Here is a 16,300-nt window from a genome sequence, read left to right as displayed (position 1 = left end):
AGCTTGGAGATACTGATAACAATAGTTATCTTGACCAAGAAGCCACCACTTCAAACATTACCGTAGGTAGTTAAGTGTATGGTAGTTCACCTAATATGTGTTAAGTATCATATTATACTGTAAGATATAAAAATCTTAATACAAGTGGATGGAGGAAAGTAAAATGAAAGTATTATTTACAATAAATTATGGAGAAGAAAAATTTAAAAAAATAAATGAATTAGGATATGATGTTATACATTATTCCGAAGATAGTATAGAAAATAATGAAGATGTAAACACTGCAGATGTGCTAGTTACATATAATCCTTTTGACAGATTAGATATTTCTAAAATGGAAAATTTAAAATATATACAAACAACAAGTGTAGGTATAGACCAAATCCCAAAAGAAGATGTGTTAAAAAGAGATATCAAGGTAGCTAATAATAGGGGAGGGTATAGTATACCTATTGGTGAAAGCATCGTTATGTATATTTTAGAAATTTATAAAAATAGTGCAAAATTTTTTAAACAACAGCAAAATAAAGAATGGAAAATGGATTTTTCTGTATCAGAATTATATGGTCAAAGGGTTGGATTTCTTGGAACAGGAACTATATCATCAGAAGCAGCTAAAAGGTTAAAGGCCTTTGGTGTAGAAATATGGGGAGTCAATACTGATGGAAGCAACAAAAAATACTTTGACAAGTGTTTTTCTACTGAAGATATGGATGTTGTATTTAAGGAATGTGATATATTAGTTGTAGCAATGCCTTCTACAAAGAGTACAGATGGAATAGTAAATAAAGATATGTTTAACCTTATGAAAGAAGGTTCTGTATTTATTAATGTAGGTAGAGGAAACACAGTTAATCAGAAAGATTTAGAAGATTGTGTAGAGAAGTTTAGAGGTGTAGCATTAGATGTATTTGAAAGTGAGCCTTTAAGTAAAGATAATAAACTATGGGAAAGTGAAAATGTTATAGTAACTCCTCATAACTCTTGGGTGTCTGATAAAAATAAAGAGAGAACATTTAATATGGTCTATAATAATTTAAAACATTATATAATAGAAAATAAACCTGTAGATAATGTTGTTGATATATCAAAAGGTTATTAAATATGTAAAAATTCTAATGAAAATAAAAAACTCTTATTAGTGTTATTAGAGATACTATAAGAGTTTTTTTTGTAATAAATTTAAAGTCAAAAAAGTGATATACTAAAAAATATATAAATAGGAAATAATTAATTATAGGGAAATTTTAAAATGATTCAATTTAAAAAATATGAAGAGGTGCTAAGAGTGAGCGTTAAAAATGAAATTAATAAACTTATAGAACAAATAAACTATCATAATGAAAGGTATTATAACCAAGATAGCCCAGAGATATCTGACTATGAATATGACAAGCTAATGAAAGAACTAATATCTTTGGAAGAACAAAATCCAGAACTAAAGAGAATTGATTCTCCAACAAATAGAGTAGGAGGTAAGCCATTAGATAAATTTAATCAAATTGTACATAAAACTCCTATGCTGAGTTTATCAAATGCTTTTTCAGAGCAAGATTTGAGAGATTTTGATAAGAGAGTTCAGGAATATGTGGGAGACAGTGTTGAATATGTTGTTGAATTTAAGATAGATGGGCTTTCAGTAGGTCTTACCTATAATAATGGAGCATTTGAAAAAGGAGCAACTAGAGGTGATGGAGTTGTAGGAGAAGACATTTCTCAAAATTTAATGACTGTCAAAAGTATACCTCTTAAAATAGATGAAAAAAAAGAGTTAATAGTTAGAGGAGAAGTATATATATCAAAAGATAATTTTAGAAAAGTGAATGAACAACAAGAAGAACAGGAACAACCACTATTTGCTAACCCAAGAAATCTTGCAGCAGGTTCATTAAGACAACTAGACTCGAAATTAACTGCAAAGAGACCATTAGATATATTTGTATTTAATATGGAAAATATAGAAGATTATACTTTAGAGAGTCATAGTGAATCCTTAGAATATTTAGAAAAACTAGGTTTTTCAGTAAGTCAAAGTTATAAAGTTTGTAAAAATATAGATGAAGTTATTGAACATATTGAACATTGGACAGAAAATAGAGGTAATTTAGAATACGAGATAGATGGAATGGTAATAAAAGTAAATAATATAAAACAAAGGGAAGAGATGGGATATACTGCAAAGAGTCCAAGATGGGCAATTGCATATAAATTTCCAGCAGAAAAGAAAAAAACTAAAATAGTAGATATAATAGTAGAAGTTGGAAGAACTGGTACAATAACACCATCAGCAGTACTTGAACCAGTTAGACTTGCTGGGACTACCGTAAGTAGAGCAACACTTCATAATGAAGACTATATAAAAGAGAAAGACATAAAAATAAATGATACAGTATTGGTTCAAAAAGCAGGAGATATAATACCTCAAGTTTTAGAAGTTATAAAAGAAGCTCGTACTGGAGAAGAAGTAGATTTTAAAATGCCAGAAAAATGTCCTGTTTGTTCAGAACCAACAGTAAGATTAGAAGGAGAAGCTGCTGTAAAGTGTATAAATATGTCTTGTCCTGCTCAAATAAGAAGAGGGATTATACATTTTGTATCAAGAGATGCAATGAATATAGATGGTTTAGGAGAATCTATAATTACATTGTTGCTAAATGAAAAAATAATTCAAGATGTGTCTGATTTATATTATATAAAAAAGGAAGATGTAGTTGATTTAGAAAGAATGGGTGAAAAATCTGCTGATAATTTAATAAATTCAATAGAAAAGTCAAAAGAAAATGATTTATGGAGACTTATAAATGGTTTGGGAATTAAATTTATAGGTGTTAAGGCAGCTAAGATACTTGCCTCAAAATTTAAAGATTTAGATGATGTGATTTCTGCAACAAGTGAGCAATTAGAAGATTTAGAAGAATTTGGGGGTATAATGGCAAATAGTGTTGTTGAGTTTTTTAAGGAAGATAAAAATATAAATGTCATAGAAAAACTAAAAAGTGTAGGAGTAAATACAAAATCATTAGAGAATACAGGTGAAACAGTAGAAAGAATATTTGAAGGAATGAAAATAGTATTGACTGGTACACTTCCTACATTAAAAAGAAATGATGCAAAAGATATGATAGAAAAAAGAGGTGGCAAAGCTACATCTAGTGTAAGTAAATCGACAACTTTTGTTTTAGCTGGCGAAGAAGCTGGCTCTAAACTTACAAAAGCAAATGATTTAGGAATTAAAGTTATAGATGAAGAGAGATTTTTAGAATTATTAACTTTATCATCGAAAGATGAAGTAAAAGCTGTATTAGAGGGCTAAAAAGTCATTTAATTTAGTAGAAAACTACTATAATTAATGATAGAATAGTTCAGTAAGCTATCAGATTATGAAAAATGACATTATAGAAGATTAATAAACTTAAAACTTATAAAAATAAATTTATAAAATATAAAGAATTAAGAAAGGATATAAAAATGATCAGAAGTTATGATAGAACTAATGAACAGATAAGACCTGTAAATATTACTAGAAATTATACAAAGTATGCAGAAGGTTCTGTTCTTATAGAAATGGGAGAGACAAAGGTTATATGTACTGCATCAGTGGAAGAAAAAGTACCTCCTTTTTTGAGAAATAGTGGTACTGGATGGATAAATGCTGAATATTCAATGTTACCAAGGGCAACTCAACAGAGAAAAATAAGGGACGCATCTAGAGGAAAAATCGACGGAAGAACTCAAGAAATACAGAGGTTAATAGGAAGGGCAATAAGGTCTGTTATAGACTTAAATAAACTAGGAGAAAGAACTATTTGGGTAGATTGTGATGTGATTCAAGCTGATGGTGGAACTAGAACTGCATCTATAACGGGGGCGTTTGTAGCAGTTGCTGAAGCAATCTATAAATTATATAAAGCAAAAACATTAAAAGAAATGCCAATAACAAATTTTGTATCTGCAATTAGTGTTGGAATAGTAAATGAAACCCATATGCTAGATTTATGTTACGAAGAAGATTCTAAAGCACAAGTAGATATGAATATAATAATGACTGACAAGTGTGAGTTTGTAGAAGTACAGGGTACTGGTGAAGAGAAACCTTTTTCAAGAAAAGATTTAAATTTATTGTTAGAGTTAGGAGAAAAAGGGAATAAAGAACTAATAAGACTTCAAAGAGAAGTTTTAGGTGAAATAGCAGATGAGATATTAGGAATGGATTATGGTAATGAAGTAGTGATTGCTACTAATAATGCTCATAAGCTAGAAGAAATAGGTGAAATCTTAAAGGATTTTGAATATGAGGTGTATTCTCTAAAAGATGTTGATTTAGCAGGTATAGAAATAGTAGAGGATGGAAAAACATTTGAGCATAATGCATTAATAAAGGCTAGAACAATAGCTAGAAAAACTAAACTTATAGCTATAGCTGATGATTCTGGCTTAGAGGTAGATGCTTTGGGAAAAAAACCAGGTGTTTATTCAGCTAGATATGCAGGAGAGCATGCTACAGATGAAGAAAATAGAGAAAAGCTATTAAAAGCCATGCAAAATGTGCCAATGAGTAAAAGAAATGCAAGATTTGTCTCTGCAATAGCAGTAGTTTTTCCAGATGGAAAAGAATTTGTAGTGAGAGGAATTTGTGAAGGAATGATAGGCTTTGAAGAAAAGGGCAAAAATGGCTTTGGATATGATAGCTTATTTATAGTAAAAGGATATAATAAAACCTTTGGTGAAATACCTAGTGTTATAAAAAATTCAATCAGCCACAGAGCAAATGCACTAAAAATTATGAAACAAGAGTTTATGAAAAGGGTAGTGAAGTAATGAAAATAGGCATAATAAGTGATACACATATGATGATTAAAAATATGGAAAAGACAATACCATATTTAGAAGAATGTGACTTAATAATTCATGCAGGAGACAACTTTACAGACTCAAGATATCTTCATAATATGACTAAGGTTGGAATTATTGCAGTTAAAGGAAATTGTGATTTTGATGCTATAGAAGAAGAAATTGTCTTTGAAGTAGCAAATAAAACTATATTTTTATGCCACGGAGATAAGTATGGTGTAAAATATGGCACACAAATGTTAGAAAATAAGGCTGCTGAGGTTAATGCTGACATAGTTATATTTGGTCATACTCATACTCCATTTAGAGAAATTAAAAATGGTGTGCTTTACATAAATCCTGGAAGTACTTCACTTCCAAGAGGAGTATCGTATAAGAGTTTTGTAATTATGGAGATAGAAGAAGAGGACATAAATATAGAGGAAATACGCATATAAAGGTGTATTTATCCAAAAAAATGGCAAAAAACACTCAAAAAATTAAATTTTATCAAATAAGTACAACGATATTAATGGAACACTTGTAAATAAAAAAACTTATGTGATATAATTAAGTGGTTGAATTATAAATAGAATGAATTATGATACCATTATCGGGTATTACATAAATATCACTAGGAGGATTAGAAGGATGAAAGCAGAACTAATTAAAAAAGAGGGTAATAAAGTTACTTTAAAAATAACAGTAGATAACAATAAATTTGAAGCAGCAGTAAATAAGGCTTATAATAAAAGCAAAGGCAAATATAATATACCTGGATTCAGAAAAGGTAAAGCTCCAAGAATTGTTATAGAAACTCAATATGGAAAAGGTATCTTCTATAATGATGCTATAGAAGTGTTATTCCCAGAAGTTTATCCAGAAGCTATCAAGGAATTAGATATAGATCCAATAGACAATCCAGATTTAGATATAGAAGAAATAAGCAAAGACAATGGATTAGTTATGGTTCTTAATGTTGAAGTTAAACCAGAGTTTGAATTAGGAAACTATAAGGGTATAGAAGTAGCTAAGGTTGAGAATACTGTAAGTGATGAAAATGTTGAAGCTAAATTACAAGAAATGGTTGAAAAAAATGCTAGATTAGTAAGTGTTGAAGACAAAGCTTTAGAAGATGGCGATACAGCTATAATAGACTTTGAAGGTTTTGACAATGGTGTAGCTTTTGATGGTGGTAAAGGTGAAAATTATAACTTAGTTATAGGTTCAAACACATTTATACCAGGATTTGAAGAGCAATTAGTAGGTAAAAAAGCTGGAGAAGAAGTTGAAGTTAATGTTACTTTCCCAGAAGAATACCACTCAGAAGATTTAGCTGGAAAGCCAGTTGTATTTAATGTAAAAGTAAATGATGTAAAAGTAAAAGAATTATCTGCATTAGATGATGAATTTGCTAAAGATACTAGTGAATTTGATACTTTAGATGAATTAAAAGCAGATGTAAGAGCTAAATTAGAAGAAGAAGCAAAAAATAAAGCAGATGCAGAAATTAGAAATTCAGTAGTAGAAAAAGTTGCTGAAAATACAGAAATAGAAATACCAGAAGTTATGGTAGAGCATCAAATAGATAATATGTTAAACGAACTTAACTACCAATTACAATATCAAGGATTTGGATTACAACAATTACTAGAGATGACTGGTAGAACTATGGAAGAATTAAGAGAAGAAAGAAAAGAAGATGCTAAAAAATTAGTTAAATCTTCACTAGTATTAGAAGCAATAACTAAAGCTGAAGGAATTGAAGCAACAGAAGAAGAATTTAAAGCTGAATTAGAAAAAATGGCTTCTGCTTACAATATGGAAGTAGAAAAAATAGAAACTACTTTAAGAGATGCTGATAAGGAAGATATAAAAGGACAAATAAAAATAAGAAAGACAATAGACTTATTAGTTGAAAGTGCAACAATAGCTTAATAAAATAACCGCTATAACTAATATAGTTGACGTTATAGAATGTTTAGTATATAATGTTGTGCAAATATAATTTAGTTAAATTATATAGAATAAAGGGGGTATGAAACCATGGCATTAGTACCTGTAGTTGTTGAACAAACAGGAAGAGGAGAAAGATCTTATGATATCTTCTCTAGACTATTAAAGGACAGAATAATCTTCTTAGGAGATCAAGTTAATGATGCCACAGCAGGGCTTATAGTAGCACAGCTATTATTCTTAGAAGCTGAAGACCCAGACAAAGATATACATTTATATATAAATTCTCCAGGAGGAAGTATAACTTCTGGAATGGCTATATATGATACTATGCAATACATCAAACCAGATGTAAGCACTATATGTATAGGTATGGCTGCTTCTATGGGAGCATTCTTGTTGGCAGCAGGAGCAAAAGGAAAAAGACTAGCACTACCAAATAGTGAGATAATGATACATCAACCATTAGGTGGAGCTCAAGGTCAAGCAACAGATATAGAAATTCACGCAAAGAGAATTTTAAAAATAAAAGAAACTTTAAATGAAATATTATCTGAAAGAACTGGTCAGCCATTAGAGAAAATAAAAATGGATACTGAACGTGATAACTTCATGAGTGCATCAGAAGCCAAGGAATATGGCTTAATAGATGAAGTATTTACAAAGAGACCGTAGATAGAGAGAGGTGTTAATATGTCTAAATACGAAGAGAAACGACAATTAAAGTGTTCATTCTGCGGTAAAAATCAAGATCAAGTAAGAAGATTAATTGCAGGTCCAAATGTATACATTTGTGATGAGTGTGTTGAACTTTGTGACGAAATTATTCAAGAAGAAATAGAAGATACTATAGATGAAGATACTACATCTTTACCAAAACCAAAAGAAATGATGAATATCTTAAATGATTATGTAATAGGTCAAGAAAAAGCTAAAAAAGCTTTATCAGTTGCGGTTTACAATCATTACAAGAGAATATATAGTAAAAAGTCTAGTAGCAAGGATATAGAAATCCAAAAGAGTAATATACTTTTATTAGGACCTACAGGTTCTGGTAAGACGTTATTAGCACAGACTTTAGCTAGAACTTTAAATGTACCTTTTGCAATGGCAGATGCTACATCACTAACAGAGGCTGGATATGTTGGAGAAGATGTTGAAAATATACTTTTAAAACTTATTCAAGCTGCTGATTTTGATATAGAAAAAGCTGAAAGAGGTATAATATATATAGATGAGATAGATAAGATTGCAAGAAAATCTGAAAATCCATCTATAACTAGAGATGTTAGTGGAGAGGGTGTTCAACAAGCTCTTTTAAAAATATTAGAAGGCACTGTTGCAAATGTCCCACCACAAGGAGGAAGAAAACATCCTCATCAAGAATTTTTAAAGATAGATACTACTAATGTATTATTTATATTAGGTGGAGCTTTTGATGGGCTAGAAAAAATAATCCAAAAACGTGGTGGAGATAAGACACTAGGGTTTGGAGCTAAGATAGAAAGTAAAAAAGAATTAGATTTAGGGAAGTTATATGAAAAAGTACTTCCAGAGGATTTATTAAAGTATGGTATAATACCTGAATTTATAGGAAGAATACCAGTTTTAGCTACTTTAGAATTACTGGATGAAGATGCATTAATGCAAATACTACAACAACCTAAAAATGCTCTAGTAAAGCAATATAAGAAATTATTAGAGTTAGATGATGTTGAGCTAGAATTTGAAGACGATGCTCTTCGTGCAATAGCTAAAAAGGCTATAGAAAGAAATACAGGAGCTAGAGGACTTAGAAGTATAGTTGAAAGTGTAATGATGGAAACTATGTTTGAAGTACCATCTAGAGATAATATAAAGAAGGTTATAGTAACAGAGAAATCTGTGAACGAAGACTCAGTAAATCCTATCATAGTACTTAAGGATCAAGAGGAAAGTGCATAAGATGATGAAAAGGAGCTTTAAAAGGCTCCTTTTTTTATGCTAATATGAAATTAGGTCTTATTATGATAAAAATGTGAGTAGAATACCTATAATACCAAAGACGAATACAATTGCAATAGAGCCAATTTTCCCTTTATATAGAAGGTAGAATGATGCTACAAATGCGATTATTCCATATAAGTCCCAACTAACTTCTTTTGCAGATGAAAAAGCGGCTGACAGTATAAAACCTAAAGTAATTGGTCTAAGTACCATTAATAAATTTTCTACTTTTTTATTATTTTTGAACTTAGCAAATAACTTTGATATAATGGTTAAGCCTACTAATGCAAATATTGTAACACCGATAGTTGCAGATAGAGAACCAAAAAAACCAGCAGTTTTAAATCCTACAAATGTAGCACTATTTATTGCTACAGGACCTGGTGTAGATTGCGATATAGCAAGTAAATCTAAGAATTCTTGATTAGTTATAAGGTGGTATTTAGATATAAATTCTTGTTGAATAAATGGTAGCATAGCATACCCACCACCAAAACTAAATGCTCCTATTTTAAGGAATATTAAGAAGAGTAGTGTTATTTCTGACATAGACTATATACACCTCCTCCAATTATTAAATAAATAGGACTTATATTGAATACACCAACAGATAAAACTGCTATAATTAATAGTAGTATGTTAGTTTTAGACTTTGGCAGTTTCTTAAACATGCTCGTAAAAGAATACAATATAAGAGCTATTACTACAGGCGCAACTCCTTTAAAAAATCCATCTAAAATTTTAGATGAGGAATTTTTAAAATATAAATATGACAACACTAAGACTATACAAAATGACGGTAGAGCAGAGCCTAGGGTACATATAAGAACTCCTGGTATACCATAAAGCTTATATCCTAATAATACAGAGATATTAATTGCTAGTACTCCAGGATAACTTTGAGCTATGGATAGATAATCGATAAATTCTTCCTGCTCTAAAAGTTTTTGTTTGTTTACAAGTTCATCTTGTATAAGAGGAACCATAGCGTATCCACCACCAAATGTAAACGCACCAATTTTTAAAAAGGTTAAAAACAATTTCAACATAATAGAAACCTCCAAAAGATAAATAACATCTAAGTATACTAACACTAATATTATATCATAATAAAATAATAATATAATATGCTAAGAAGTTATCATTAATGTTGAAAATTAACATGTGCAAATATATAATATAAAATGCAAAATAATTAGACTAGAAAAGGAGTAATGTTGATGGAACAAAATTATACTAAAATAGATCATGAATTACCATTAATCCCTTTGAGGGGATTAGCAATATTTCCATATATGATATTAAATTTTGATATAGGAAGAGAAATATCTCTTAAAGCTTTAGACCAAGCTATGATGGATGAAGAGCTTATATTTTTAACATCTCAAAAAGAAGCAGATGTTGATGAACCAGGTGAAGAGGATTTTTATCATGTAGGAACAATTTGTAAAGTTAAACAAATGATAAAATTACCAGGAGATACAGTTCGTGTCTTGGTTGAGGGTGTATCAAGAGGTAGAGTAAAAAAAATAGAGCAAGAAGAAGGATACTTTAGAGCAGTAATAGAAGAAATTGTTTTTGATAGTGATAATTTAGATAGTGAAACAGAAGTTGAAATTGAAGCATTTGTAAGAAATGTATTTGATGCTTTTGAAGAGTATATAAACATTGGAAATAGAGTATCACCAGAAATATTAATATCTTTAGCTGATATAGAGGATGTAGATAGATTTATAGATACAATAGCTGCAAATATTTATCTAAAATCAAGTCAGAAGCAGGAAATATTAGAAGAATTTGATATTAAGAAAAGACTTGAACTTATATATTCTATATTACTAGAAGAGATAGATATATTAAAAATAGAAAAAAAGATAACTTTAAGAGTTAAAAAACAAATGAATAAAGTTCAAAAAGAATACTATCTTAGAGAGCAATTAAAAGCTATACAAAAGGAATTAGGTGAGGAAGAAGACATAAATTCTGAAGCAGATGAGTATAGAGAAAAGCTTAAAAAAATAAAAGCACCTAAAACTACTAAAGAGAAAATAGAAAAAGAAATTGATAAATTTTCAAAGATATCTTCAATGTCTCCAGATGTATCTGTAAGTAGAAATTATTTGGATACTATATTCTCATTACCATGGAATAAAGAAACAAAGGATAAACTAGATATAATTAAAGCACAAGCTATATTAGATGAAGACCATTATGGGTTGGAGAAGGTTAAAGAAAGAATATTAGAGTATTTAGCCATAAGAACTCTTGCTAAATCACTTAAAGGTCCTATAATATGTCTAGTTGGACCTCCAGGTACAGGGAAAACATCTATAGTAAAATCAATAGCTAGAGCATTAAATAGAAAATTTGTAAGAATATCTTTAGGTGGAGTTAGAGATGAAGCCGAAATAAGAGGACACAGAAGGACTTATGTAGGTTCTATTCCAGGAAGAATAATTAATGGAGTCAAAGAAGCTCAGACTAAAAATCCTGTGTTTTTATTTGATGAGATAGATAAAATGGCAGCAGATTATAAAGGTGACCCAGCTTCAGCTATGCTAGAAGTATTGGACCCAGAGCAAAATAAGGATTTTGTGGACCACTATTTAGAAATACCTTTTGATTTATCAAAGATACTATTTGTTACAACAGCAAATAGTTTAAGCAATATTCCAAGACCACTATTAGATAGAATGGAAGTAATAGAGGTATCTGGATATATAGAAGAAGAAAAATTAAATATAGCAAAACAATACTTACTTCCAAAACAAATTAAAGAGCATGCTTTAAAAGAGAATTTTATAAAAATGGACGATGAAACTTTAAGAAGTATAATAAATCATTATACAAGAGAAGCTGGAGTAAGAACATTAGAAAGAACTATTGGTAAAGTTTGTAGAAAAATTGCCAAAAAATATGTTGAGGACCCAACACTTGAAGAAGTTGTTGTAAATAAGTCTGACTTAGAAAAATATCTTGGAAAAGATATGTTTAAATACCAACTTGCAGAGATTAATCCTCAAATAGGGCTTGTAAATGGACTTGCATGGACAGCAGTTGGTGGAGTTACCCTTGAAGTAGAGGTAAATGTGCTTAAAGGAAAGGGTGAAATTGTATTAACTGGAAAACTAGGAGATGTTATGAAAGAATCTGCTAAGACAGGTATTTCTTATATAAGATCAATAGTGGACAGGTTTGATATAGACCCTGATTTTTATAAAACTAATGATATTCATATACACATTCCAGAAGGTGCTGTTCCAAAAGATGGGCCATCAGCTGGTATAACTATGGCACTTGCAGTAATTTCAGCACTTACTAAAAGACCTGTGCCAGGTAATATAGCTATGACAGGAGAAATAACTTTAAGAGGTAGAGTGTTAGCTGTAGGAGGAGTTAAGGAAAAACTATTAGCAGCTCATAGAGCTGGTATAACAAAAGTATTAATTCCTAAAGAGTGTGAAGCTGATTTAGATGATATACCAGAAAATGTAAAAGAGAAGATGGAGTTTGTACTTGTAGAGCATATGGATGAAGTATTAGAACAAGCTTTATTAAAGAGTGGTGAAAAAAATGAAAATTAGAAGTTCAGAGATAACTATGAGTGCTGTGAATAAATCACAGTATCCAGCAGAAGGCATACCAGAGATAGCACTAGCTGGTAGGTCAAATGTTGGAAAATCATCAATAATAAATACATTACTTAACAGAAGAAACTTTGCTAGAACTAGTCAAACACCAGGAAAAACTAGAACTATAAATTTCTATCTTATAAATAACGAATTTTATTTTGTAGACCTTCCAGGATATGGGTATGCTAAAATAGCCAAATCTGAAAAAGAAAAATGGGGAGGTATAATGGAACGATATCTAGAAAGTAGACAAGAACTATGCTCTATATTCCTACTTGTAGATATTAGACATGAACCTACAGCAGATGATAAACTTATGTACGAATGGATAAAACATTTTGGATATAACTGTGTAGTTATTGCAACTAAGGCAGACAAAATATCTAGAGGACAATATCAAAAGCATATAAGTATTATAAGAAAGAAATTGCAAATGGAGAGTAGTGAAAAAGTAATCCCTGTTTCTTCATTAAAAAAGACTGGTGTTGAAGAACTTTGGGAAGAAATTGTAAATCAATACAATCAACATGGATATGAAATAACAGTAGATTAATTTTAAGTGTTTATATATATTAAAATCAAATAAAGGATGCCTCAAAATGTTTTTAATGGAGATTTTGTGGCATCCTTGTTGTTTATAAACAATAAATATAAGTAATTATTGTTAGAAACTAATAAAATTAGTGTAAATTAGTTTGTTTAAAGATTTAGTGATTTATATAATTAGCAATAAATCTTTACTGAGAAGTAGTTTTTTCTGTCTTTTTCATAAAGAAAATTGTAAGTATAAGTCCTATAAAGCATACTGCTGCTGCAATCCAGTAAGATTGATTACTAGCTGCGACATAAGCCAGTGTATGACTTGTAGACTTTTGATGATATATAAGTCTTTGTGCAAAGAAACTACTGAAAAATGCTGTCCCAAGGGCAAATGACAAATTACGAACAGTTGCTAGAAAACTTCCTCCATATCCTTGCTTTTGAGGTGGAACATCTGCCAAGATACTACTATTGTTTGGTGAGCTAAAAGAGCCTAATCCAAAGCCAAAAATAATTAAGCATAGAATCAAAAGATATAATGGAGAATCAGCTTTTAAAAGTGCCATTCCAACCAGAGCAATAGTCATAAATGAAAAAGATACAGTCAGAATATTTTTTGCACCATGTTTGTCAGAAAGAGAACCTGCAATAGGAGCTATAAGTACCATAATAAGTGGATGAACAGTCATGACAGAGCCAGCCATCATAGGAGATAAATTTTTTAGTTGTTCTAGATAAAAAGGAAGTAGGAAAGATACTGCCATTTGAGGAAAATAACAAGCTATTCCAATAATATTGCCTACAGTGAAATTTCTATTTTTAAACAAAGGTAAATCAATAAAACTTTGTTCAAATTTTACTTCTCTCAATACCAACAATAAAAATGCTATAATTGCCACTATTCCTAGATACCATTTTGTATTTCCTTCTCCATTCATTGCAAGCAATATAAGTGTGGTACAAGATGCAAATAATAGAAGACCTGGAATATCGAAACTTTTGTTTTGTTCATCTAAAATAGGTTTTGGTAGAAATTTTATCCCAAGAAAGACTGCTATAATACCAATAGGTATATTGATGATGAAAATAGAAGGCCATCCAAAGTGTTCTAAAAGTATTCCACCAATTACAGGACCACTCATATTTCCTATACCAACTACTGCTCCAGTAATTCCTATAGCCTTTCCCTTTTCATTTGCTGGAAATGCATTAGAAACTATACCAAGTCCAGTTGCCATTAAAATACTTGCTCCAATTGCTTGAAATATTCTTGATAAAATCAATGTTACTAGGTTATTAGATATACTACATAGAAAGGAACCTATTGTAAATATAAAAAATCCTAACGTATATAGATAATTTGAACCTACCTTATCACCTAGCTTTCCAAAAAACAACATAGTAGCTGTTACAACCAACATATAAGCTGTAACTACCCATTGGATTTGCGACATGTTAATTTTAAAGTCGGCAGCAATTGTAGGATTTGCGATATTTAGTATACTTCCATCAAGAGTAGACATAAATATACCAATACAGATGATAATTAATACTATCCATTTTTGTTTCACTGATAACACTCCAATCTTTTACATAGTAGATTTTGTTTTATAAGTACAGTATAGTTACAAAATAAACAACAAAAAAGCACCTATTTCTTAGGTACCTTAGAATATGTTTATTTTCATGAATAAATGCGGTAGTTGAAGGATTTGTATAGATTACTCATGTAAAATTACATAAAGGTACTCATATACTATTTTCTTCTACCATCCAGATTTTACTGTCGGCTTTGGAATTTGACCAAATTCTGCCATAAGGCTCGCGGGCTTTTACCGCCGATAGGGAATTTCACCCATTTCTGAAGAAAAACAGATGTATTTTTTAATTTTATTTTAACATAAAATAACAGTCGAGACAATTAGATTTAAGCAATACAGACAACTACACCACAGTATAGACAGTTTTATTATACTTTTGGACAAAACCTAAATTAGAGTATAGTAATAGATTGAAATTAAGTAAAACAAGTTATTGCCATTGCTGAATGATAAGTTTTATATTTAGCAAAAGCATAAAGCTGTAACAAAACTCGTATAATATTAATATCTTAATTAAGAGGTATGGTAAATTATGAGGAGGCGCTAATATGGAAGGAAAGATAAAAAAGGCATTTCCAGGTGGAAACACATCACAAGGGTCATATTCTTTTTTTGACTATATAATTCCTGAAAATGTAAAAAGAGTTTTTTGTTTAAAGGGTGGACCTGGAGTAGGAAAATCCTCACTAATGAAAAAAATTTATAAAGAGTTTTTGCATAAAGGATATGATATTGAATTATATCATTGCCCTTCTGACCCAAGTTCGTTGGATGGTGTAGTTATAAAGAAACTAGGCGTGGTACTTATGGATGCAACTGCTCCACATACTGTAGACCCTAAACTCCCAGGTGCTTTGGACGAGATAATTAACTTAGGCGATTACTGGAATACAGAGGAGTTAGAAAAAAATAGACAAGAAATTTCAAGCTATGATAAAGATATTAGTAATGCTTTTAAAAGAGCATTCAAATTTTTAAAATCAGCAGAACCAATTTTTAGAGATATCGAGGAAAAATATTCCGACTGTATGGATTATGGAAAAGTAAATTTAGTTACAGAAGAATTCATAAAAAGATTATTTGATGGAGTAGATAGTACAGGAAAGTTAAAGAAAGAAAAGCATTTATTTGGATCAGGTATAACTCCTGTAGGATGCTTAGATTATACAGAACATATTTTAAAGGATGTAGGTAAGGTTTATTATTTATCAGGAGAAATAGGCGCTGGGAAAACTACACTTTTGAGTAAAGTGTACAAAAAAGCCATTGAGAAAGGCTTGAATGTAGAAGTTTATCACTATCCACTTATTCCTGAAAAAATTGAAACCATATTATTAACTGATTTAGATATAGGAATAACTATAAGTAGTACTTTTAAAGATGAAGATACAATTGATTTGAATCAATTTTTAAATAGAGAAAAATTACTTAAGTATGAAGAAGACATTAAATTTGATGAAAAAGTTTTAGATGACTTAATTTGTTGGTCAGTTTTAAATCTTAAGAGAGCTAAATCAAAACATGATATTATAGAAAGTTACTATAGTCCTAACATGAGATTTGATGAAGTAGGAAAATTGAGAGATGAACTAGTTAAGAGAATTTCAAAGTATGAGGAAAATATATAAAATATGTCTGTTTAAAATTAATATTAACTAGTATATATAATCAACAGCAAACTGCTATAGCTTTGAAGCTATGGTAGTTTGCTGTTTTTTGCTATAATTTAAACAGATAAATCTTTGCACAAAAAGA

At 30.1% G+C, this 16,300-nt stretch carries 13 protein-coding genes and 1 riboswitch; of the genes, 10 read left to right on the top strand and 3 right to left on the bottom strand.

The genetic code is table 11. The features are described 5' to 3' along the window. Positions 1-163: 163 nt before the first annotated feature. The 7 genes from KGF41_RS17355 to clpX all read left to right on the top strand — a co-directional run bounded on the left by KGF41_RS17355 (position 164) and on the right by clpX (position 8,730). Complete coding sequence (locus tag KGF41_RS17355) at positions 164-1,102, top strand: phosphoglycerate dehydrogenase (protein WP_227828270.1); 939 nt, start codon at positions 164-166, stop codon at positions 1,100-1,102. A gap of 186 nt (positions 1,103-1,288) precedes the next feature. Continuing rightward, positions 1,289-3,313, top strand: a complete 2,025-nt coding sequence (gene ligA, locus KGF41_RS17350) for an NAD-dependent DNA ligase LigA (protein WP_227828271.1) — start codon at positions 1,289-1,291, stop codon at positions 3,311-3,313. A gap of 155 nt (positions 3,314-3,468) precedes the next feature. Continuing rightward, complete coding sequence (rph, locus tag KGF41_RS17345) at positions 3,469-4,818, top strand: ribonuclease PH (protein WP_227828272.1); 1,350 nt, start codon at positions 3,469-3,471, stop codon at positions 4,816-4,818. Beyond that, positions 4,818-5,288 (top strand): metallophosphoesterase, encoded by a 471-nt coding sequence (locus KGF41_RS17340; protein ID WP_227828273.1) that lies wholly within the window; start codon positions 4,818-4,820, stop codon positions 5,286-5,288. Before rph ends, KGF41_RS17340 begins: the two co-directional genes overlap by 1 nt. A gap of 193 nt (positions 5,289-5,481) precedes the next feature. After that, positions 5,482-6,768, top strand: a complete 1,287-nt coding sequence (gene tig, locus KGF41_RS17335; protein WP_227828274.1) for a trigger factor — start codon at positions 5,482-5,484, stop codon at positions 6,766-6,768. A 108-nt stretch (positions 6,769-6,876) separates the two neighbouring features. Then, entirely contained in the window at positions 6,877-7,461 is a 585-nt protein-coding gene (gene clpP / locus KGF41_RS17330) for an ATP-dependent Clp endopeptidase proteolytic subunit ClpP (protein ID WP_227435751.1), read from the top strand. An 18-nt stretch (positions 7,462-7,479) separates the two neighbouring features. Beyond that, entirely contained in the window at positions 7,480-8,730 is a 1,251-nt protein-coding gene (gene clpX, locus KGF41_RS17325) for an ATP-dependent Clp protease ATP-binding subunit ClpX (protein ID WP_227435752.1), read from the top strand. A 60-nt stretch (positions 8,731-8,790) separates the two neighbouring features. On the opposite strand, the gene KGF41_RS17320 is transcribed toward clpX, so the two are convergent. After that, positions 8,791-9,321 carry a chromate transporter gene (locus KGF41_RS17320; protein WP_227828275.1) on the bottom strand — a complete coding sequence of 177 codons (531 nt, stop codon included), beginning with the start codon at positions 9,319-9,321 and terminating at the stop codon, positions 8,791-8,793. Next, positions 9,309-9,821: a chromate transporter gene (locus KGF41_RS17315; protein ID WP_227435756.1), complete on the bottom strand. Its 513-nt coding sequence runs from the start codon at positions 9,819-9,821 to the stop codon at positions 9,309-9,311. Before KGF41_RS17315 ends, KGF41_RS17320 begins: the two co-directional genes overlap by 13 nt. A gap of 171 nt (positions 9,822-9,992) precedes the next feature. Here KGF41_RS17315 and lon point away from each other — a divergent pair, with 171 nt between their 5' ends. Both lon and yihA read left to right on the top strand, forming a co-directional pair. Next, positions 9,993-12,356 (top strand): endopeptidase La, encoded by a 2,364-nt coding sequence (gene lon / locus KGF41_RS17310; RefSeq protein WP_227828276.1) that lies wholly within the window; start codon positions 9,993-9,995, stop codon positions 12,354-12,356. Further along, the gene (yihA, locus tag KGF41_RS17305) at positions 12,346-12,957 is read left to right on the top strand and encodes a ribosome biogenesis GTP-binding protein YihA/YsxC (RefSeq protein ID WP_009891775.1); all 612 of its coding nucleotides are present in this window, start codon (positions 12,346-12,348) and stop codon (positions 12,955-12,957) included. Before lon ends, yihA begins: the two co-directional genes overlap by 11 nt. A 184-nt stretch (positions 12,958-13,141) precedes the next feature. Here the strand turns inward: yihA and KGF41_RS17300 are convergent, their stop codons facing one another. Continuing rightward, a complete protein-coding gene (locus KGF41_RS17300) occupies positions 13,142-14,515 on the bottom strand; it encodes an MFS transporter (RefSeq protein WP_227828277.1) in 1,374 nt (457 codons plus the stop codon). 186 nt (positions 14,516-14,701) lie between these two features. Further along, a riboswitch (FMN riboswitch) is annotated at positions 14,702-14,817 on the bottom strand. 276 nt (positions 14,818-15,093) lie between these two features. Here KGF41_RS17300 and KGF41_RS17295 point away from each other — a divergent pair. Next, positions 15,094-16,173 (top strand): ATP-binding protein, encoded by a 1,080-nt coding sequence (locus KGF41_RS17295; RefSeq protein WP_227828278.1) that lies wholly within the window; start codon positions 15,094-15,096, stop codon positions 16,171-16,173. Positions 16,174-16,300: the final 127 nt, after the last annotated feature.

This window comes from Clostridioides sp. ZZV14-6150, from assembly GCF_020657875.1.
Lineage (GTDB): Bacteria > Bacillota > Clostridia > Peptostreptococcales > Peptostreptococcaceae > Clostridioides.
Note: the sequence above shows the minus strand (reverse complement) of the source record. Positions and strands in the feature narration are given on the sequence as shown.